The sequence below is a fragment of the Mucilaginibacter calamicampi genome (assembly GCF_042676765.1).
GTDB lineage: Bacteria > Bacteroidota > Bacteroidia > Sphingobacteriales > Sphingobacteriaceae > Mucilaginibacter > Mucilaginibacter calamicampi.
Genome location: NZ_JBHTHU010000001.1, coordinates 48,410 through 70,315 on the forward strand (window position 1 = coordinate 48,410; position 21,906 = coordinate 70,315).

The 21,906-nt window shown below is 43.2% G+C and carries 15 protein-coding genes and 1 pseudogene; 5 read left to right on the plus strand and 11 right to left on the minus strand.

Going from position 1 to position 21,906, the window contains the following annotated elements:
* Positions 1-48: 48 nt before the first annotated feature.
* A complete protein-coding gene (gene rpsA, locus ACFQZS_RS00230) occupies positions 49-2,025 on the minus strand; it encodes a 30S ribosomal protein S1 (RefSeq protein WP_377095914.1) in 1,977 nt (658 codons plus the stop codon).
* A 156-nt stretch (positions 2,026-2,181) separates the two neighbouring features.
* On the minus strand, positions 2,182-2,862 hold the full coding sequence (locus ACFQZS_RS00235) for a hypothetical protein (RefSeq protein ID WP_377095917.1): 681 nt from the start codon (positions 2,860-2,862) through the stop codon (positions 2,182-2,184).
* Positions 2,863-3,013: 151 nt separating this feature from the next.
* On the opposite strand from ACFQZS_RS00235, the gene tyrS reads away from it, so the two are divergent.
* Positions 3,014-4,297, plus strand: a complete 1,284-nt coding sequence (gene tyrS, locus ACFQZS_RS00240) for a tyrosine--tRNA ligase (RefSeq protein WP_377095919.1) — start codon at positions 3,014-3,016, stop codon at positions 4,295-4,297.
* A 70-nt stretch (positions 4,298-4,367) separates the two neighbouring features.
* Here tyrS and ACFQZS_RS00245 read toward each other — a convergent pair whose 3' ends face one another.
* The 4 genes and pseudogenes from ACFQZS_RS00245 to ACFQZS_RS00260 all read right to left on the minus strand — a co-directional run bounded on the left by ACFQZS_RS00245 (position 4,368) and on the right by ACFQZS_RS00260 (position 6,480).
* The gene (locus ACFQZS_RS00245; RefSeq protein WP_377095922.1) at positions 4,368-5,030 is read right to left on the minus strand and encodes a PH domain-containing protein; all 663 of its coding nucleotides are present in this window, start codon (positions 5,028-5,030) and stop codon (positions 4,368-4,370) included.
* A 57-nt stretch (positions 5,031-5,087) separates the two neighbouring features.
* Entirely contained in the window at positions 5,088-6,074 is a 987-nt protein-coding gene (locus ACFQZS_RS00250; RefSeq protein WP_377095925.1) for a LuxE/PaaK family acyltransferase, read from the minus strand.
* A 43-nt stretch (positions 6,075-6,117) separates the two neighbouring features.
* Positions 6,118-6,303: pseudogene (locus tag ACFQZS_RS00255) on the minus strand (hypothetical protein); the annotation flags it as partial.
* A 12-nt stretch (positions 6,304-6,315) separates the two neighbouring features.
* Positions 6,316-6,480, minus strand: a complete 165-nt coding sequence (locus ACFQZS_RS00260) for a hypothetical protein (protein WP_377095928.1) — start codon at positions 6,478-6,480, stop codon at positions 6,316-6,318.
* Positions 6,481-6,706: 226 nt separating this feature from the next.
* Here ACFQZS_RS00260 and ACFQZS_RS00265 point away from each other — a divergent pair, with 226 nt between their 5' ends.
* Complete coding sequence (locus ACFQZS_RS00265; protein WP_377095930.1) at positions 6,707-9,163, plus strand: glycoside hydrolase family 31 protein; 2,457 nt, start codon at positions 6,707-6,709, stop codon at positions 9,161-9,163.
* Positions 9,164-9,380: 217 nt separating this feature from the next.
* A complete protein-coding gene (glgB, locus tag ACFQZS_RS00270; protein WP_377097545.1) occupies positions 9,381-11,315 on the plus strand; it encodes a 1,4-alpha-glucan branching protein GlgB in 1,935 nt (644 codons plus the stop codon).
* A 109-nt stretch (positions 11,316-11,424) separates the two neighbouring features.
* Here glgB and ACFQZS_RS00275 read toward each other — a convergent pair whose 3' ends face one another.
* The 4 genes from ACFQZS_RS00275 to ACFQZS_RS00290 form a co-directional block, all read right to left on the minus strand.
* Positions 11,425-12,732 (minus strand): NAD(P)/FAD-dependent oxidoreductase, encoded by a 1,308-nt coding sequence (locus ACFQZS_RS00275; RefSeq protein WP_377095933.1) that lies wholly within the window; start codon positions 12,730-12,732, stop codon positions 11,425-11,427.
* An 84-nt stretch (positions 12,733-12,816) separates the two neighbouring features.
* Positions 12,817-15,765 (minus strand): protein translocase subunit SecDF, encoded by a 2,949-nt coding sequence (gene secDF, locus ACFQZS_RS00280; protein ID WP_377095936.1) that lies wholly within the window; start codon positions 15,763-15,765, stop codon positions 12,817-12,819.
* 123 nt (positions 15,766-15,888) lie between these two features.
* Complete coding sequence (locus ACFQZS_RS00285; protein WP_377095939.1) at positions 15,889-16,371, minus strand: dihydrofolate reductase; 483 nt, start codon at positions 16,369-16,371, stop codon at positions 15,889-15,891.
* A gap of 109 nt (positions 16,372-16,480) precedes the next feature.
* Positions 16,481-17,275, minus strand: a complete 795-nt coding sequence (locus tag ACFQZS_RS00290; RefSeq protein WP_377095942.1) for a thymidylate synthase — start codon at positions 17,273-17,275, stop codon at positions 16,481-16,483.
* A gap of 137 nt (positions 17,276-17,412) precedes the next feature.
* Here ACFQZS_RS00290 and ispE point away from each other — a divergent pair, with 137 nt between their 5' ends.
* Positions 17,413-18,216, plus strand: coding sequence for a 4-(cytidine 5'-diphospho)-2-C-methyl-D-erythritol kinase (gene ispE / locus ACFQZS_RS00295; RefSeq protein WP_377095945.1), 804 nt, complete (start codon positions 17,413-17,415; stop codon positions 18,214-18,216).
* On the opposite strand, the gene ACFQZS_RS00300 is transcribed toward ispE, so the two are convergent.
* Positions 18,217-19,563, minus strand: coding sequence for a PhoH family protein (locus tag ACFQZS_RS00300; RefSeq protein WP_377095948.1), 1,347 nt, complete (start codon positions 19,561-19,563; stop codon positions 18,217-18,219).
* A gap of 1,245 nt (positions 19,564-20,808) precedes the next feature.
* Between ACFQZS_RS00300 and ACFQZS_RS00305 the strand changes: the two genes are divergently transcribed.
* The gene (locus ACFQZS_RS00305; RefSeq protein WP_377095951.1) at positions 20,809-21,900 is read left to right on the plus strand and encodes an AAA family ATPase; all 1,092 of its coding nucleotides are present in this window, start codon (positions 20,809-20,811) and stop codon (positions 21,898-21,900) included.
* The last annotated feature ends 6 nt before the right edge of the window (positions 21,901-21,906 follow it).

Consider the following 21,906-nt stretch of genomic DNA (forward strand, 5'->3'; position numbering starts at 1 on the left):
AGCCCTGCTGATTGCTCAACAGGGCTTGCAAAAAATTATGGTTAAAGCTTAGTTAGCTTCTTCTTCAGATTCTGTTTTTTTAGCAGCAGTTTTCTTTGCAGCAGCTTTGGTTTCAGCACCTTCCATTTGCTCTTTTAGCTGTGCTAAAACGCTCAGGTCGCCTAAAGTTGATTTCTCAACTGAATCTTTAACCTTTTTAACTGCATTGCTTGCAGATTTTGCTTCTTTCTTGCGGTTCTCAAAGTCTTGTACACGAGCTTCAGCGCGAGCTTCTTCCCATATACGTGAGTGAGATATCACAATACGTTTGCTGTCTTTGTTAAATTCAATAATCTTGAATTCGGCAGCTTCTTCACCTTTAAGGCTTTTGCCATCTTCTTTAACCAGGTGTTTGGTTGGCACAAAGCCTTCAACACCATAAGGTAAAGCAACTATAGCACCTTTGTCAGTTACTTTTAACACAGTACCTTCATGTATAGAGTCTATAGTGAAGATAGTTTCAAAAGTATCCCAAGGGTTTTCTTCTAATTGTTTGTGGCCTAAGCTTAATTTACGGTTATCTATATCCAACTCTAAAACAACCACATTCAGTTTTTCACCAACTTTAGTGAACTCGTTAGGGTGGTTAACTTTTTTAGACCATGAAAGATCAGAGATATGGATAAGGCCGTCAATTCCGTCTTCCAGTTCAACAAACACACCAAAGTTGGTCATGTTTTTAACTGTAGCAACGTGTTGTGTGCCTATAGCGTATTTCTCGCCGGCATTTTGCCAAGGATCTGGGGTTAATTGCTTAATGCCTAATGACATTTTGCGCTCGTCGCGATCCAAAGTCAATACCTGTGCTTCAATCTCGTCGCCAACTTTCAGGAATTCCTGAGGGTTACGCAGGTTTTGAGACCATGACATTTCTGACACGTGGATCAAACCTTCAACACCAGGAATAATTTCTAAGAACGCGCCGTAATCAGCAACGGTTACTATGCGACCTTTAACTTTAGAACCAATTTGGATTCCTTCGTCAAGCGACTGCCAAGGGTGTGGAGTTAATTGTTTTAAACCAAGAGCGATACGTTTTTTCTCGTCATCAAAGTCAAGAACAACAACGTTGATCTTTTGATCTAATGCCAATACTTCGCGTGGATGCTCTATGCGGCCCCAAGATATATCTGTAATGTGTAGTAAGCCGTCAACACCACCTAAGTCAATGAATACACCAAAGTCTGTAATGTTTTTAACTGTACCTTCCAATACCTGACCTTTTTCAAGTTTGGCAACAATTTCAGTTTTTTGATTTTCCAGGTCGTCTTCAATAAGCACTTTGTGTGATACCACAACGTTTTTAAATTCGTGGTTGATCTTAACAACCTTGAATTCCATAGTTTTACCTACATAAACATCGTAATCACGAATTGGCTTAATGTCGATCTGAGAGCCTGGTAAGAAGGCTTCAACGCCCATTATGTCAACAATCAAACCACCTTTAGTTCTGCTCTTCACAAAACCGGTGATGATCTCGTCGTTATCCAATGCAGAATTAATTTTTTCCCATGATTTTTGAGTTTTTGCACGTTTACGAGAAAGAACTAACTGTCCGTTAGCATCTTCTTGTGATTCAACAAAAACGTCAACTTGATCACCGATCTTCAGATCAGGTGTATCACGGAATTCAGAGACAGATACCAAACCATCAGATTTAAATCCAACGTTTAATACTACATCCTTGTTGTTAACATTTACAACAGTACCGGTAATAATTTCGCCTTTAGTGATAGAGCTGAAAGTTCCATCATAAAGTTTTTCCATTTTTTCGCGCTCACTGTCGCTGTAGTTACCAAATTTTTTGTCGTCAGCGTCCCAGTCAAAATCTGCGTCTGGTGCTGTAGCGATCTGAGATTTGATGTCTTCGATCGATATTGAATCAGCTTCTGATTCAATCGTCTCTTTTTCTGCTGTAGCAGTTGCTGTGCCCAGCTCTGCCTCTTTAGCTTTTAATTCTTTTTCTGCTTCTTGTTTTTTTGCCATTAAATTTTTTATCTCCTTTTCCCAACCTTAATTGGGACTGCAAAGGTAGAACTATAATTCTATTCAAAAAAATTTAATTTGAGGTTTATTGGTTGATTTTAAGGCTTTTTTGAGTAGCTGCTACCTTTTTATGTAATATTATTAATGTTATAGTTATTAACTACCGTTATCGGGCATCAGCTTTTCCTCTATTTCATTAAAAATCAACAGGTAATCAGACAAAAGCGAGGTATTGTATGCCCTTATTACCCGGGTCATTTCCTGCTCTTGTTCTGTTGTGAACGGATTCTGCCATATCCGCATGCAAATTCGTTTTAAGGCATAAGTTATTTGGGGCATTTCGGCATAGGTATGCAGGTATCTGTCTTTTTTAAACCTCTCAAAATATCTAAAAAAGAAGTCGGAGTTATTTAGGCCCGCCAGGTCAAAAAACGCTCGTATAATATCTTCATGGCAATTGCTAAGATGATCATAAAAGCTATCCACATTTATTTTTTGATGGGTTATCAGTAAGCTATCCAGAATGATTTCTATAGCAATATGCCCCAAAAAGAAGGGTTTAACCGGCGAGTCGTCCATGGCAGGCAACAGCACTTTTTTTAATTGGTGACTATGGTTCTTAAAAAAATCGGAAGAGTGAAAATGGCGGTCAACTTCAAGATGTTTGTTCCACCCTTTAATTATGCTGTTAACATGGCTGTTATTATGATGAAGGCTTTCGGGGTGAAGAACGATCGTTTTATCCGCATTTTTAAGCAGATCAGGCAGTACGGTACCTAATATATGGTAACAATCGGTAACATCGCGGTCAAAATAGTAATGAGATAAAAAATTCATAGATAGCGCTTCGGGTACGACCTGCTTTAAAGCTACACAAAATATAGCAATTGCGGGCCATTTATAGCTATATGTTATTCATTTAACCGGCAATGTTTATAAACTATTATCTTTGGCGTCCCGATAGCTATCGGTATTCAAATAACATAAAATGAATTTTGTAGAAGAACTGCGCTGGCGAGGCATGCTGCATGATATAATGCCCGGAACTGAGGAATTACTGAATAAAGGAATGGTATCCGGGTATATTGGTTTTGACCCTACTGCCGACTCTTTGCATGTAGGCAGCCTGGCGCAAATTATGACGCTCATACATTTTCAACGCGCGGGGCACAAGCCATACGCGTTGGTTGGTGGCGCTACCGGGATGGTGGGCGATCCATCAGGTAAATCGGCCGAGCGTAATTTATTGTCGGAAGATGTACTGGAGAAAAACCTGGCAGGCATAAAAGCGCAGCTGGAAAAATTCCTCGACTTTAACAGTGGTGCCAACAGTGCCCAGATGGTTAACAATTTCGATTGGTTTAAAGACTTTACTTTTCTGGATTTTATACGCGAAGTAGGCAAGCATATTACTGTAAACTACATGATGGCTAAAGATTCGGTAAAGAAACGGCTGGAGGGCGAAACCGGCATGTCTTTTACCGAATTTACTTATCAGCTGGTACAGGGTTATGATTTTTACTATTTGTGGAAGCATGAAAATTGCGCTTTACAAATGGGTGGAAGCGATCAGTGGGGTAATATTGTTACAGGTACAGAGCTGGTGCGCCGTAAAGGTGCCGGCGAAGCTTTTGCGCTTACCACGCAACTGATAAAAAAATCAGACGGCACCAAGTTCGGTAAAAGCGAAGGCGGTAATATCTGGCTGGATGCCACTAAAACATCGCCATACAAATTTTACCAGTTTTGGCTAAACACCAGCGACGACGACGCGAAGGCATACATCAGAATATTTACGCTGTTTGATGAGGGTGCTATAAAAGCTTTAGAGGCCGAGCAAGACGCGGCACCGCATCAGCGGGCGATACAAAAAGCTTTGGCTAAGGATATTACCATACGTGTGCACGGTGAAACCGAATACGAGAAGGCTATAAAATCATCGGAGTTTTTGTTTGGCAATACCGGTATTGAGTTTTTAAATGAGTTAAATAGCGACGAAGTTATTGGTTTATTTGAAGGCGTACCAAATTTTAAGGTGGCTTTAACCGATATAAGGCAAGGTATAAATGCGGTAGATCTGTTAGCTGCTAATACGGCTGTCTTTCCATCAAAAGGCGAAGCTAAAAAAATGATACAGGGCGGGGGAGTAGCTATCAATAAAATAAAAATCCCTTCGGCAGAAACTACCTATAGCGCTGATTCACTTATTAATGACAGGTTTTTAGTGGTGCAAAAGGGTAAGAAAAACTACTTTTTGATAATTGCCGAATAACCACATTGAAATAAACGGAAAGGGCCGAAATATTTCGGCCCTTTCCGTTTATTCAGTATTTAAAACGTGATTAAAAATCACTTAACAAATCCAGCTTTTTGTGGTTGTATTCTTCCTGCGAGATTAATCCGTTCTCAAAAAGAACCTTCAATTTCGTTAATTTTTCGGTAAGTTCATCAGATTTTAATACCTCAGCAACAGGCGCTGGGGTAGGGGCTGCTACAGGTTGCGCAGGCTCAACAGGGGATGCCTGGATTGCAGCCGCTGCAACCGGTTGCGACGGTGTCTCAAATTGCACCGAACCGGATTCTGCACGTTTTTGTTCAAGCTCACGTAGTCTTCGCGCTTCACGCTCGGCTTCTTTACGTTCCTGAGCGTATTGGTATAATTTGCGTGCCTGCACTTTAGGCAGGTAATCAACACCCATCTCGGCACCGTTGGTAGTGCGCACGCTAAATATGGCGCCTATTATTTCTTCTTTAGTGTGTACATCAACAATGTCTTTCCAAACAAAATCTACAAATTTTATTGAAAGACCCAGATTGGCGGGAGTAAAGAATAAAATGCGTTTATTGGTTATAGCAATGCAATCAGGAAGCAAGTTTACCAGAGGCTTTTTTTGAACCGCTATGTAAATTATCTCTTCGCCCGTGGTTAACAGATCGGTAAGGCGCAGATAAACTTTTTCAACCGCTTTTGGGTCCTGCTCATCGTTCAAAAATTTCTCCATCATAAATGATAATATTTAGTGGGCAAAAATAACAAATTCTGTTAGTTATAATATTAAGTTTTACGCTATCAATAAATTGCAGCCCCGTATATCAGCGTTATCAAAACGGCCTAATACTTCAAATTCGGCATTGTTGCTTAATCTGCCCAGGTCCTGCGTAGCAATAAAGGAGCAGGAGTTGATATTGGCCAAGTCTATTACATTAATGCCCCCGGTTTTATTTTCAGTTACAAAACTTAATGGGTCATTAGTGTCCCTCATCATTACACGCATCCATGGCGGGCATGCAAAAAACCCCTCGCCTTTTGAGTAGGCCTGGGATAATAATTCCGTCATGCCGTATTCTGAATGTATTGCATTAACACCAAATCCATTACATAAAATATTGTGCAGTTCTTCGCGTATCATTTCTTTGCGGCGGCCCTTCATACCTCCTGTTTCCATAACTATCAATTCGGGGAAATCTATACTGTGCCGTTCCACAAAATCAAGCAAGGCAAAGGTTACGCCTATTAACAAGGTAGGTTTTTTATTTTCTCTTTGCTTAACAAGCTGCCGGTAAAGGTCATCATGGTTATATAAATAAAATCCGCTGTCTGTGTTGTCTGATTGTTTGATCAGATCAGCAGCCATGTAGATAAGCGACGAGCCCTCTCTTTCCAGGTAAGAGGGTAATAAAGCTAATACTGTATAGGTTTTAATATCGCCATAAAACAACTCAAAAGCTTTTCTGAAACTTTGTTCATACCAGGTTAAATCAATTACGAAGTGTTGGCTGGTAACCATGCCTGTAGTGCCCGAACTGGTGAAAATAGTTTCGGCCTGAGTGGTATCGCTTTTTATAGCGTGGTTTTTAAAAAAGCTGATGGGTAAAAACGGTATCTCATTAACGCTTGATATTTGGTTACGATCTATTTTTAAGCCTTTAATAAAATCGTGATAAACTTTGCAGTTTTTAGCCTGATAATTAAATATTTGCAATGCAGCAGTGGTAAACTGAAGATCATTGTTAATAGAAAACACCTGTTCTTTGTTCGGCTTAATCATTTATGCAAAGATAAGCAATGCTGTTGTTGCTTATACCCGCAGATCAATCTTCAGCTTGATATTTGAGGAAATCTCCGTCAACTATTAAAAGTTTAACAGCATTTTCAGTTACAGACCGATGCGAGCTCAACTCGTCTGATACGATATAACTCATCCCTTTAGTAAGTTTAAAGCTTGTTCCATCGGCAAGTTCAGTGGTAAACTCTCCTTCCAAACAATAAACTATGTGTCCTTTTTGGCACTAGTGGTCTGCCAGATAGCCCTTAGAATATTCAACTATCCTAACGCGTAAGCCGGAAAAAATAAGTGTTTGCCAGAAGGTATTACCCTTCTCTCCGGGATAATTCACTTTTTCTATATCATCCCAATTGATTACCTGAAAAGGGATGTTTTTTTTATTATTCATAATTAAAGACAAAGTTTTATACGAGATCGCTTCCTGCTAAATTGCAAAATTTTCATAAACACCGCCTCATTTTTAAAACGTTTTTAAATTTTCAATTTATGCTCATAATTAGGTTGGGTAATAAGGTAATTGTGCAATAAAAGTCGTTTATTAGCTGTTGAAACAGGTTTTTGGCTGCCCGTTTTTATTTTTATTTGCGGGCAGGTGCATCAGTTTAAATTGTTATATGGAAGAAAACAAGACAGATCCGGAAATAGAATTGAATAAGGCAGTTGCTGATGACGAGGATTTTCAGCATATTAATAATCCGATTGTTGGCTTAAAACCCATCCAGAAGAAATACCTGGGCGTGCCCAACAGCTGCGACAAGCAGGGTAATAAATTCTATTTCACAGATGGCGATGCTAAGGTTGAGGTAGTAGTTGTTACTGATCAGATCATTCGCGTTAGGCTTGCACCGCATGGTGTGTTTTTGGATGAATTCTCCTACGGCGTACCTAAGCTTGAGCAAAGCACAACTGAGTTTGCTTTGTCTGAAGACGAAACAGAGTTTCGCGTTTCAACAAACGCGGTAAACTGCCACATACGTAAAAGCGACTTTTTTATATCATTTTCTGACGCTGAAAATCACGTTACCAGCTCTGACGCTATATCTATGCATTGGGAAGAAAATGTTTCTTTTGGTGGATATTATGTGTTCTGTACAAAAACATGCGCTCCGCAGGAAAGCTTTTTTGGCTTAGGTGATAAAGCTACGGACCTTAACCTAAGGGGCAAGCGGTTTGTAAACTGGAATACCGACGCCTACTCGTTCCAATGGAACCAGGACCCCATTTACCGTACCATACCTTTTTATATAAGTGTAAATGAAGATATAGCGCATGGTATTTTCTTTGATAATACCTACAAATCGCATTTTGACTTTGGTAAAGAGCAGAAAGACCACACCAGCTTTTGGGCTGATGGAGGTGAACTGAGATATTATTATATCCACGGCCCGCACATGATGGATGTGGTAAAAAATTACCACCTGCTTACAGGCACCCACCCAATGCCGCCGATGTGGGCATTTGGCTATCACCAATGCCGGTGGAGTTATTACCCTGAGTCTAAGGTTAGAGCAATAGCCAAGACATTCCGTGAGCAAAAAATACCATGTGATGCCCTTTATCTGGACATTGATTACATGGATGGCTACCGTTGCTTCACATGGAATAAGAAGTATTTTCCTGATCCGAAAAAAATGGTGAAGGAACTATCAGATGATGGCTTTAAAACAGTGGTAATTATTGACCCGGGCATACGTGTTGACGATAATTATTGGGTGTTTAAAGAAGGAAAAGAGAAAAACTATTTTTGCCGCCGCAGTGATGATTACTTTATGGAGGGCCATGTTTGGCCCGGCCGTTGTCAGTTCCCTGATTTTACTAATCCTGAAGTGCGCGAATGGTGGGGGGGCTTGTTTAAGGGATTAGTTGAAGCAGGAGTTGCCGGCGTTTGGAACGATATGAACGAGCCGGCTGTGTTTGGCACAGGTACTTTCCCTGATGATGTTCGTCATCAATACGATGGGCACCGCGGGTCGCACCGTAAGGCGCATAATGTTTATGGTATGCAAATGGTGCGTGCAACTTACGAAGGGCTGCGCAATATCCAGCGGAATAAGCGACCGTTTACTATAACACGCGCGGGGTACTCCGGTGTTCAGCGCTACTCGTCAGTTTGGACCGGTGATAACGTTGCTACCTGGGAGCATTTAAAATTGGGTAATGTGCAATTACAACGTTTATCCATATCAGGCATTCCGTTTTGCGGTACTGATATTGGCGGATTTAGCGGCGAGCCGGATGGCGAATTGTTTACCCGCTGGATCCAGATTGGAACCTTCGCGCCATTTATGCGCGCGCACTCTGCGGGTGATACCAAGGAGCGTGAACCCTGGAGCTTTGGCGAACCATACACTTCTATTAACCGCAAGTTTATTGAGTTGAGATATCGCCTGATGCCTTATTTTTATTCTACTTTCTGGGAGCATCATCGTTATGGTTTCCCTATACTGCGCCCGATAGTTATGCAGGAGCAGGGCGAGGTTAGCAACCATTACCGCCAGGATGAATTTAAATACGGCGATAAATTATTGGTATGCCCTGTGCTGGAGCCCGGACAAAAAAGCAGAAAAGTATACCTGCATAAAGGTCAATGGTACAACTTCTGGACGCAGGAAGTTGTTGAAGGCGGTAAAGAGGTAGAGGTGGAGACACCGTTAGATACTATACCTGTATTTGTTAAGGCAGGCGCGGTTTTACCTGAATACCCCGTGATGCAGTATGTTGGCGAGAAAGAAATTGAAGAGGTAACCTTAAATGTTTATTTCAACGATGTAGAAACCAACTCGTTCTTCTTTGAGGATTACGGAGAAACTTTTGCTTACGAGCAAGACATCTATTCTGAAAAGAAATTTGCCGTACACGGAAGCACCGTCAACTTTGTTATTGAGCAAAGTATGGAGGGCCTTTATACCCCGCGTTATGAAACCTACCAGTTTAATGTATTTGGTTTGCCATTTACACCAACCAAAATAACGGCTGATGATAAAGTAATTACCGAGTTTAGTATTACCGATACCAAAGTACTCGAGTTTCAGACCAATAAGAAATTCAAAAAGATAGAGATCGCGCTGTGATCTTAAATAACCCCGGCTAAAACCGGGGTTATTTTTTTTATCCTAAACATGCGCCTCGCATAAGTGTTGAATAATGATATATTTGATCATTATTCCAACTCCTAATTCCCGTAAGGGCTTCTATATGGCTAAAAGATCCGTTAATAAGGACACCGAAATTCCGGCTTCAACACCTGCTAAAACTACCAAGCCTAAAGCAACTAAAACAATAAAGGAAATGCTGCCCGAGCAGCAACAGCCATTATCAGCCGTTGAACCTTACAGCCGTTTTACTGATTTTGATGTTTCGCTTTTTCAGTCGGGTAAGCATTATAAGCTGTATGAAAAATTTGGCTCGCATGTGGTAGAGCATAAAGGTGTTGTGGGGACTTACTTTGCTGTATGGGCACCTAACGCGCAATACATTTCTGTTATAGCAAACTTTAACGGGTGGAATAAGGGGTCGCATCCTTTATATGTCCGTTGGGATGGCTCGGGCATTTGGGAGGGTTTTATCCCGAATGTGGGCAATGGAGAGGTTTATAAATATTTTATTAAGTCATCAAGCGGGGAAGAACTGGAAAAGAGCGACCCATACGCTTTGCGTTGGGAAGTAGCGCCGCTTACCGGCTCAATAGTTGCCGATACCTATTATGAGTGGAATGACTCGTTATGGATGTACACCCGCCATAAGCATAATAATCTGGCCCAGCCTTATTCGGTTTACGAAGTGCATATTGGCTCCTGGGCGCGCAATATAGAAAGCCCTGACGATTTTTACACATACGAGCAGTTAGCAGACAGGCTGGTGCCTTACGTTAAAGAAATGGGCTTTACGCATGTAGAGTTTATGCCTATAGCAGAGCATCCTTATTACCCAAGCTGGGGTTACCAGGTGAGCGGATATTTTGCTGCATCATCACGTTACGGTACACCTCAGCAGTTGATGGAGCTGATAGAACGTTTTCACCAGGAAGGCATAGGCGTTATTTTAGATTGGGTGCCTTCACACTTCCCCGGTGACGCGCATGCATTGTACCGTTTTGATGGTACGCATTTATATGAACATGCCGACGTTCGCAAGGGCTTTCATCCCGACTGGAAATCGTATATATTCAATTACGGCCGTAACGAAGTACGTTCATTTTTAATAAGCAATGCTATTTTTTGGTTGGATAGGTACCATATAGATGGTTTACGCGTTGATGCCGTGGCATCCATGCTATACCTGGATTACTCGCGCAAGCATGGCGAGTGGGAACCCAACATGTTTGGCGGGAATGAAAACCTGGAAGCGATATCCTTTTTAAAGGAATTCAACGAGGCCTGTTACAGCCACTATCCTGATATACAAACTATTGCCGAAGAGTCAACCTCTTTCAGCGGGGTTAGCAGACCGGTGTTTTTAGGTGGTTTAGGTTTCGGTATGAAATGGATGATGGGCTGGATGCATGACACCATTAAATATTTTGGCGAAGATCCTATCAACAGAAAATATCACCACAACCAGTTAACTTTTAGTTTGATATACGCCTTTACTGAAAACTTTATGCTGCCTTTCTCGCATGATGAGGTGGTTTATGGCAAAGGTTCCATGCTGCGTAAAATGCCCGGCGATGAATGGCAGCAGTTTGCCAATTTGCGCTTAGTATATAGCTACATGTTTACCCATCCGGGCGCTAAACTCATGTTTATGGGCAGCGAATTTGGCCAGGGCACAGAATGGAGCTATCAGCATTCGCTGCCATGGCATGTACTGGAGTATCCTAATCACGTGGGTATAAAAGAAACTGTAAAAGCGCTTAATGCGCTTTATAAAAGTGAACCGGCCTTGTACGAAAGGCAGTTTGAAGGTGATGGGTTTGAATGGATAGATGGCGGCAACGCGACCGACTCAATAATGATTTTTGGCCGTAAAGGAAATGATGCAGCTAATGATCTGGTAATTGTTTTGAACATGACACCTGTTACGCGCCATAATTTCAGGGTAGGCGTGCCGTATGCAGGTAACTGGAAAGAAATATTCAACTCTGATGCTACCGGTTTTTGGGGTAGCGATGTAAAGAACAGCATAGCTGTAAAAAGCGAAGGCGTAAACTGGCACGGGAGGGAAAATAGTATTAGCGTAACTGTTCCGCCTTTGGCTGCTACTGTGTTTAAAAGAATAAAGTAATAAAAAAGCGTGCTGTCATCCTGAGCTTGTCGAAGGATATACGGGGGGCTCTGTACTCAACCCTTCGGCAAGCTCAGGATGACACCCGTCGCGCGCTATTTATTCACTCTTAATCAGGCACCGATACCTGTTCGTCTTTTTTTGAAAGTTCTTCGCGTTTAAAGCCGCGGATGATAAGCCGCGTACCACCGTTATTGCTAAAATAGCTACCTACCCAGTTAATAAATACAACAATTTTATTACGAAAACCCAGTAACGATATAAGGTGAACGAACATCCATATCAGCCAGGCAAAAAAGCCTTGAAATTTGAGTTTCCCTAAATCTGCAATAGCCTTGTTGCGCCCTATAGTGGCTAATGATCCTTTATCATTATACTCAAACACTTCGGTAGGCTGACCTTTTAAAATATGCAATATATTTTTAGCGGCATGCTGGCCTTGTTGTATGGCCACTTGCGCCACGCCGGGATGGCCCTTGGGTGTTTTATCTGTTATCATTGCCGCCACATCCCCAATGGCAAATATGTTATTGTAGCCGTTAAGGCGTAATGAACCGTCTGTACGTATCCTGTTGCCTCGCTCTAAATTATCTTTACTTAAACCTTCAGGAACAACCCCCATCACACCGGCAGACCATATCACGTTCCTGGTTTTAATGCTCTTCCCGCCTTCAAACTTTATCTCTTTACCGTCATAGCTTTCCACTTTCATATTCAACAGCACTTCAACTCCCATGCCTGTTAAAAATTCTTTGGCTGCGTTTGATCCTTCGTCAGAGAATGGCCCTAAAACTTTCGGCAAAAAGTCAACCAGGTAAACTTTCATTTCTTCTTTTTGCAGTTCGGGGTAGTCTTTCGTTAAAATATGGTTTCTAAGCTCTGCAAGCGATCCGGCCAGTTCCACGCCTGTAGGGCCTGCTCCAACCAAAACAAACGAAAGCAGGGCAGCTCTATCATCTTTATTGGTAGTTCTTACGGCCTCCTCCAGGTTTTGCAAAATCAGGTACCTAAGGTTAAGTGCTTCGGGTATTGACTTCATTGGCATGGCAAACCGTTCAATTTCCTTGTTGCCAAAAAAGTTGGTTGTTGATCCCGTAGCTATAATTAAATAATCATATGCTATGGGGCCTATTGTAGTATCCAGTAAATTATTTTCGCTATCAATGGCTGATACTTCGGCAATGCGGAATCTGAAGTTTTTTTGCCCGCTGAAGTTTTTCCGAAGAGAGAAGGCTATAGATTCTGCTTCTAAGCTGCCTGTAGCAACCTGATATAACAGCGGTTGAAAAGTGTGATAATTATGCTTATCAAGCATTAATACTTCTACAGGGGCATCAGCCAGTTTTTTAGCTACCTCAAGGCCGCCAAAACCGCCGCCGATGATAACCACTAAAGGGAATTTTGATGTGTTATCCATGGTAAGGAATTATGTAATTATAGTATAACAAAAAAGGCTCCAAATATTCTTCGGAGCCTTTTTTGTTGTTAACTGATTGTCAGTTTATCTCAGGTCTTTCTTTCCGAAGTCAACTATAACCGGGGTAGCTACACAAATAGACGAGTAGGTACCGAATATTATACCGATCAATAACGCGAAAGAGAAGCCACGAATAACGTCACCACCAAATATGAATAATATTATCAGCACAAATAGTACTGTTAAAGCGGTAATAATGGTACGGCTTAACGTGCTGTTAATTGCTGTATTAATAACTTCTTCCGGCTTATCAGCTTTTGAGTGATGTAAATGCAGGTGCTCGCGGATACGGTCAAACACAACCACAGTATCGTTAATTGAATAACCAATAACTGTCAATACGGCAGCTATAAATGCCTGGTCTATTTCTAAGAATGGAATTACATTTCTGAATATTGAGAAGAATGAAAGTACCATCAGCGCATCATGAGCCGTAGCTATCATTGCAGCCACACTGAAATGCCATTTACGGAAACGTAACAGAATGTACGCGGCGATAATTAATATGGCGAATAACACCGTCCACACAGCTGATTTTTTCAAACCGTCTGCAACAGTTGCCTGCACTTTTTGTGAGCTCAAAATGTCTTTTTTAGACATTTGTGTTACAGCTTTTTTATTTAAGGCTTCAATTAACGTTTGCTCTACCTTCGTGTCGGTAGCGGTTGTGTTTTCTTCTATCAGGTAGTTGGTTGTGATGCTGAACTTATCTGTTCCGTAAGTTTTAACCTGCGTACCACGACCTAATACATCTTCAACAGCGCCACGTACATCTTCATCCGTTACATTTTTGTTTTCGAAATGAACAACGTAGCTGCGGCCACCCTGAAAATCTACACCATAGTTAAAGCCTTGTGTAAACATGGATACAAAGCCTGCTGCAATAAACAAACCTGAGAAAATGTAGAACTTGCTACGATTTTTTACGAATGCGTAGTTAGCATTTTTAAAGGTATGTGAGCTCCATGGATTTGAGAATTTGATATCGCCGCCTTTATCAAGCAGCCATTCAAACATCAGCCTTGAAATTAATAGTGAGCAGAACAATGAAGTAACAATACCGATCATTAACGTTGTTGCAAAACCCTGGATAGGGCCGCTACCAAAAATGAACAGGATAAGTCCTGTAAGGAAGGTACTGATGTTAGAGTCCAAAATGGATGAAAGCGCGTGTTTAAAACCATCGCTTACTGCAAGGCGTAAAGATTTGCCTAAAGCGAGTTCTTCCCGCACGCGTTCGTATATCAACACGTTAGCATCAACAGCCATACCCAATGTAAGTACTATACCTGCAACACCGGGCACTGTTAGTACCGCGTGTAAGCTGGTTAGAACGCCCATCAGAAAAAATACGTTTATGATAACCGCAATTACGGCAATGGTACCCGCACGATTGTAATAGGCAATCATAAATACCAACACCACAATGAAACCCAGCAAACATGATAGTAAGCTGTCCTGAATTGATTGCGCGCCTAATGAAGGGCCCACTACGTCTTCCCCAATAATACGGGCAGGAGCATCTAACCTACCTGCTTTTAATACGTTGGCCAAATCTTTTGTATCATCAACAGTAAAGCTTCCCGAAATAGAAGATATACCACCTGATATTTCGTTTTGTACGGTTGGGGCAGAGTAAACATTATCATCTAAGACAATAGCGATAGATTTTTTTGGAGTTGTCGCGGCAGCTTCGGCAGTTATAACACGCCACTTTTGGGCACCTGTAGAGTTCATGGTCATCTCCACTTCAGGATTACCACGTTGGTCGGTAACACTACGGGCATCATTAATAACATCGCCTGCTAAAACAGGTCCGTTTTCAGCACCGGTCAATTTAATTGCGTACAGTTCAAATGTTTTGCTTTTTTCGCGTGGTTTAACTCCCCACAAAAGCTTCATATTACGCGGAATGATATTTTTAACTTCAGGGCTGTTAAGTAAATCATTTATTTTAGAGATGTCCTTTTGCTCAGCCAGTCCCGCTATTGCTCCCGGCGCTAATTGCTGCTGACCGTTGGCATCAGCATAAACAGGTGGCACAAGCATACTAAATAAAGGGTGATCGCTTGCCATTTTTGACCTTAAAGCGCTTGCTGAAGTGTCTTTGGCATTTTTCTGAACTTTATTTAATAACGCAAGTCCGTCTTTTTTGGTAGTATCAGTAGCAGTAACTGCTTTTGCTGTGTCTTTTGCGTTTGCTTTGTTCTTTGCTGCTAATAAATTATCAATGCTGCTAAGTAACGGATAAACTTCCTGGCTTTGGAAAGTTTCATAGAACTCCAATTTAGCAGTTCCGGATAATAACTTACGTACACGGGCAGGATCTTTAACGCCCGGAAGCTCAATTAAAATGCGGTTTGTCGCTTTCTCTCTTGAGATGTTTGGCTGTGTAACACCAAACTGGTCAATACGGGTATTTAATACTGTATATGATTGTTGTACAGCAGTTTCTGATTCTGATTTAAGATATTTTTCAACTTCGCTGTTAGATGCGTTGTATTTTAAGTTAGCCTGATTATCCTTTGTTGAAAATATAGCCGCCAACTTACCATTAGGGGCAAGTTTCTCGTACTCTTTTACAAACAGCGTTACATAATCAGTCTGGCTGGTTTTCATCGCCGCTGTTGCGTTTACAAGCGCCTGGTTGAATACCGGATCAGGATTTTTATTAGATAGCGCTCTAACCACTTCTTCAAGTGATATCTGCATGGTAACATTCATGCCGCCTTTAAGGTCCAAACCAAGCGCAAGTTCGTTTTCCAAACAATATTGATAAGTATGCCCAAGCACCGGATAAACGGGCTGAGTTGAAATTGAATCCAGATAGGCTTTTTCAACGGCAGTATCACCCTTGGCGTATATATGGGCATCGTTTTCAACCTTATGTGCCACCCACGTAAACGAAAGCTGATATATACAGGCCAAAGCCAGTATTATAGCAAAAAATTTAATAACCCCTTTTCCTTGCATTGTGGTATTTTATATAAATTAATTAGTTTATAGCTGTTTATAGCATTTTTAACAAGACGGCAAATCTAACAAAATTTTATTAGCATGAAATTTTAAATTAAAACAAAATAATGACAGTAGCTGTTACCTCCGCTCCATGGTAACGAAAGAGTAAGGGAGCTTGTTTTTTTCGTCGGGCTGGTAATCTTCGCGCTCAATTTCAATCCAGGTATTTTCTTCTATATCAGGGAAATAAGTATCTCCGTCAAAATTTTGGTGTATTATGGTAAGATATATTTTATTAGTTACTGCCATAGCCTGCCGGTAAATTTCGGCACCGCCTACAATAAACACTTCTTCTTCTGTTTTACACAAAGCCAGCGCATCCTCCAATGAATTTACCACCTCGCAACCCGCTATATCCATTTGCTGCCTTGTGATAACAATATTGCGGCGATTAGGCAATGGTTTGCCCACAGAATCGTAAGTTTTTCTGCCCATAATAATGGTGTGCCCGCTGGTTATGGTTTTAAAATGCTTTAAGTCGTTTGGCAGGTACCACAAAAGCTGGTTATCCTTGCCAATCGCATGGTTTTGGGCTATGGCTACTACTATGGAGATGGTCATTTGATTTTGACATTGATTATGTAAGTCATTGCAGGTGCGAAGCAATTGCTACTATGCATGCGGGCTTTCTACCTGCGATTACTTCTTACCCGGCAATGACAAGTAAATATTAAACTGCAACCGCACCCTTTATATGCGGCCACGGATCATAATTTTCCAAGGTAAAATCCTCAAACTTAAAATCGAAAATATCCTTTACTTCCGGATTGATCTTCATGTTGGGCAATGCCCGCGGGTCCCTGCTTAATTGCAGGCGGGTTTGTTCTAAATGGTTATTATAGAGGTGCGCATCGCCAAAAGTGTGTATAAAATCGCCTGGTTGCAGGTTGCAAACCTGTGCCACCATCATGGTAAGCAATGCATATGATGCTATATTGAATGGTACGCCCAAAAATATATCGGCACTACGTTGATACAACTGGCAAGACAACTTCCCATCCGCCACATAAAACTGAAAAAGCGAGTGGCAGGGCGGTAATGCCATTTGGTTAACATCGGCCACATTCCATGCCGATACTATTATGCGTCGCGAATCAGGATTGTTTTTTATTTGATGGATGATCTGCTTTATCTGGTCGATGCTTCCGCCATCAGGCGTGGGCCATGATCGCCATTGATAGCCATAAACCGGCCCCAGGTTGCCATCAGTATCGGCCCACTCATCCCAAATGCGAACGCCGTTATCTTTTAAGTATTTAATATTTGTATCGCCCTGCAAAAACCATATCAGTTCGTGAATGATGGATTTAAGGTGCAGTTTCTTAGTTGTAACCAACGGAAAGCCATCCTGCAGGTTAAAGCGCATCTGATAGCCAAAAACGCTGATGGTGCCCGTTCCGGTACGGTCATGCTTTTGTGTGCCGGTTTCCATTACATGGCGCATTAGGTCGAGATACTGCTTCATAGCTTAATTTTGAATGATTGAATTAGTGATTGAGTGAATGTTTATTTCGCGCAATTCTATTTCTGCACTACAAATAAAAATAAACTAATTTTGGTATCCTACGGATGTTTAAAAATAGGCACCGTGTTTACCATTTTATGATATTATTCCCAAACGCTAAAATTAACATCGGCCTTAACATAACCGAACGCCGCGCCGACGGTTACCATAACCTTGAAACTATTTTTTATCCCATAAAAATAAATGACGTGCTGGAAGTTATTGAAGCCGATAGTTTAAGTTTCACCTCATCAGGATTGGATATTCCCGGCAGGATGGAGGACAACCTTTGCGTTAAGGGCTATCATCTTTTAAAAAAGGATTTTAACATACCTCCGGTAAGTATTCATCTGCATAAACACATCCCAATTGGTGCGGGTTTGGGGGGCGGATCATCTGACGCGGCGTTTTTTATTAAGCTGATGAATGGCAAGTTTAATTTAGGCCTGAACATAGAGCAGCAGCAAGATTATGCCCGCACACTTGGCGCCGACTGCGCTTTCTTCATCGAAAATAAACCAGTATTTGCTTTTGACAGGGGCGATGAGTTTGAGCCTATAAAGCTCGACCTTTCTGCCTACCATATAGCGTTGGTGATGCCGCCGGTACATGTATCAACTTCGGAGGCTTTCAGAGGGATACAGCCCGCGCCGGTAAAAGATTCATTATACGACCTGATCTACGAACCTGTGCGCGAATGGAAAAAATACATCAAAAACGACTTTGAAGCCAACATCTTCAAAAACCACATAGAGATACGTTGGGTAAAGGCTGCCCTGTACGAGGCCGGCGCGCTATACGCCGCTATGAGCGGCAGCGGGGCATCGGTGTTTGGGATATTTGAGACGAAACCGGATCTGAGTGCTCTGGAAACTGATAACCAGGTATTTTACGGCGTCTGATTATAGCAACTCATTAGCCAGGTTAGCCAGCTCGCTGCGTTCACCTTTTTGCAGGGTGATGTGCGCGTAAAGGGGGTGGCCCTTAGCTTTGTCAATTAAGTAAGACAGGCCATTGCTCTCTGCATCCAAATAAGGCGTATCTATCTGGTAAATATCACCGGTGAACACGAACTTACTGTTCTCGCCCGCGCGGGATATGATGGTCTTCACCTCATGCGGGGTAAGGTTCTGTGCCTCGTCAACAATGAAGAAGATCTTACTCAGCGTGCGTCCCCGGATAAAGGCCAGTGGCGCTACCGAGATCTTTTCGTTAACCACCAATTCGTCCAGCTTGGCTTGCATCTTGTCGTCATCGGCAAACTGGTCTTTAATGAACTTCAGGTTATCCCATATAGGGGCCATGTAAGGGTCGACCTTTGACTTTACATCGCCGGGGAGGAAACCGATATCCTTGTTGCTTAGCGGCACTATGGGGCGGGTAACAAAGATCTGCCGGTAGTTTTTGCGCTGCTCCAGCGCTCCGGCCAGCGCCAGCAGCGTTTTGCCCGTACCGGCGTTGCCCTGTATGGTTACCAGTTTAATATCCGGGTTTAGCAGGGCATGGATGGCAAACGCCTGCTCGGGATTTTTGGGGAAGATGTTAAATATAGGCTGATCAGTTATACGCTCCAACTGCTGCTGCTGACTGTTGTAGAAAGCGGCGGCACTGCTCTTCTTGCTTTGCAGCAGGTAAAAGTGGTTGCCGCTGTAGTTTAGCGGTACGGCACCGGCGGGTAGCACATCCTGCTTGTTTAGTTGGGAGATCAGCTTGTCGGTAACGGATATGCCGGTTTTGCCGCTGTATAGCTCCTCTACGTTCTTCACCTTGCCGGTTTCGTAGTCTTCGGCGTGCAGGTTAAGGGATTTGGCTTTGAGGCGCAGGCAGATATCTTTAGATACCAGCACCACCTTTTTATCCGGGTACTCCTGCTGCAGGCCCAGGGCGGCGTTCAGTATGCGGTGGTCGGCTTTGTCTGAGTTGAAGATGGTAATGGCATCGTTAGCCAGGTTGGGCGGATCAAGCACCACTTTAAAACTGCCCTTGTTATGGCCGTTTAGCGGTTGCCACTGGTTAATGAGGTCCTTACGCGAGATCTCGTCTATCATGCGGATAAAGCTGCGCGCCTCGAAGTTGCGGGTATCGTTGCCGCTTTTCTTGTCGTCCAGCTCCTCCAGTACCTGTATGGGTATGGCTACGTCGTGCTCCTGGAAGTTCTCGAAAGCGCTATGGTCATACAATATAACCGAAGTATCCAGTACAAAGATCTTCTTCCTGCCGTTGGCCCTGCCTTTATCGTCCTTTTGCATAATTGCTAAGGTAGTGAGTTTAGTTGATTAGTATGGCTTGATTAGCGATTAGTTGCTGTTTTGTCCCGCGTGAGTGTGAGACAAAGTGAGACAGGGTGGGACAGAATTTTTAGTAAGAAGTTGGTAGTGAGCAGTTTGAAGTTTTGGGTTGGGACAAAGTGAGACTACTTATTCGTCAGGAAGTTTAGCTGTGAATTTTGGTTAATTAATTGATAATCAGATGTGATATGAAATAATGATTTTTTTGTCCCATTTCATAATTTTTCAGGCGCGTAAATAAATGCTTTTGCCGGTCGCTGGGTGAGGCGTTTACGCGCTTGGCTTGCCCCGCTATGGCCGCGGAGGCCTTAGTTCTTTTTTCTTGATAAAAAAGAACCAAAAAATCAAGTCAGCAGAGAGGCTTCTTTGCCGCACGTGGCCTTTGCGCCGCAAAGCAGGAAAACCACGGGCTGTAAAATTTTGCCCTGCTGTCGCTCGCACAGGCCATACGCTTCAGCAAAAAATTACTATGCCCCTCCCGCGCACGGGCCATCAGTTTTTCCTGCTTTCACCCGAAGCTTATCTGCTGACGAATTTCGTTTCAATAATAATCCTGGTTCAGACAATTGCGCGGAGTTTCTTACGCGCCTGGCTTGCCCCGCTAGGGCCGCGGAGGCCTTTGTTCTTTTTCTTGATAAAAAGAACCAAAAATCAAGTCAGCAGAGAGGCTTCTTTGCCGCACAGGGCCTTTGCCCGGCAAATCAGGTAAAACCGCGGGCTGTAAAATTTTGCCCCGCTGTCGCTCCCACCTGGCCTACGCTTCAGCAAAAAATTACTATGCCCCTGCCCACGCAAGGGCCATCAGTTTTTCCTGCTTTCATCCGAAGCTTATCTGCTGACGTTCCGATCCAAACGATAATATTGCAAAATTAAAGGAAGCGTAAAGGCCCGCCAAGGTGCGCGGCCGGGAGTCTGGCCTGTGTAGTGGCAGCGATCAGCTTGGCTTGATCTTTTGGTTACTTTTGGATCAAGCCAAAAGTAACAGCCACCGCGGCAAATGAGCGGGGCAAGCCAAGCGCGTAATTGCCTGCCGATGCAGGTAACCAAGCGACAATAGAAGCACAACTCCCTGATAACCAAATACTGACAAAACACTGTCACCACTTCCCACAAAAAACCTCCGTACCTTGTAACCATCCCAGTCACAACCTAAATCCCGCAACCTACAACTTACAACCTACAACCCACAACTTTCAACTCAAAAAAATGAACTACGACCAACTCACCAATCACCGCCCTGCCGAGATAGAACTTATTCGCGATATGGCCCGCGGCGCCTTAAGCGCCAAACAGAAAAAGAAGATGGAACAGGAAATAGAGCGTCCGCCCGATACCCGCGAGGCCTTTATCATCAAACCCGCATCGCAATGGCTGCAAAGCGACGAGCAACCGCACGACAACCAATGCCTGTTTGGCGACTTTTGGTACCGCGATGAACTCTGCATCCTGTTTGCCGATACCAACGTGGGCAAATCCATCCTGGCCGTGCAAATTGGCGATGCCCTAAGCAAGGGCGAACCTTTGCTGCATCCCTTTGAAACCCCGCCCCAGGCGCAAAAGGTGTTGTATTTTGATTTTGAGCTGAGCGCCCAGCAGTTCGAAAAACGGTACAGCACCCGGCATAGCCGCTATGTTTTTAGTGATAATTTTTACCGGCTGGTGTTTAACCCCCACGCCACCGGGCAAAAGCGCTTTAACAGCTATGCCGAGTACATGAACAACGCTATAGAAAATGTGCTGGTAAGCACCGGCGCGCGCACGCTCATTATTGATAACATTACCTGCCTGCGCACCGGTACCGAAGCCACCGCCGGGGCCGTAAGCCTGATGCGCAACCTGCAAACCATTAAGCAAAAATATGGCCTCAGCATTTTGGTGCTGGCCCACACCCCCAAGCGCAACCCCGCCCGGCCCATTACCCGTAACGATTTGCAGGGCAGTAAAATGCTCATCAACTTTGCTGATAGCGCCTTTGCCATTGGCGAAAGCCAAACCCAGGCCGGCCTGCGCTATTTAAAGCAGATAAAGCAGCGCAGCGGGCAGCAGCTGTATGGCACCGCCAACGTGTGCCTGTTCCGCGTAGTTAAGCCGCTTAACTTTTTAAAAATGGAGTTTATTGATAACGCCGCCGAAGCCGCCCACCTGATGGCCTATACCGAGCAGCACCGCCGCGATACCGAACGGCACATTCAACTGCTGCACAGCCAGGGCCGTAGCATCCGTTTTATTGCGGATGAAATGGGTGTATCGCGCATGGCGGTGCATAGGGTGGTGAAGAGGCTAGGGGAGGAGATGTAAAAATAA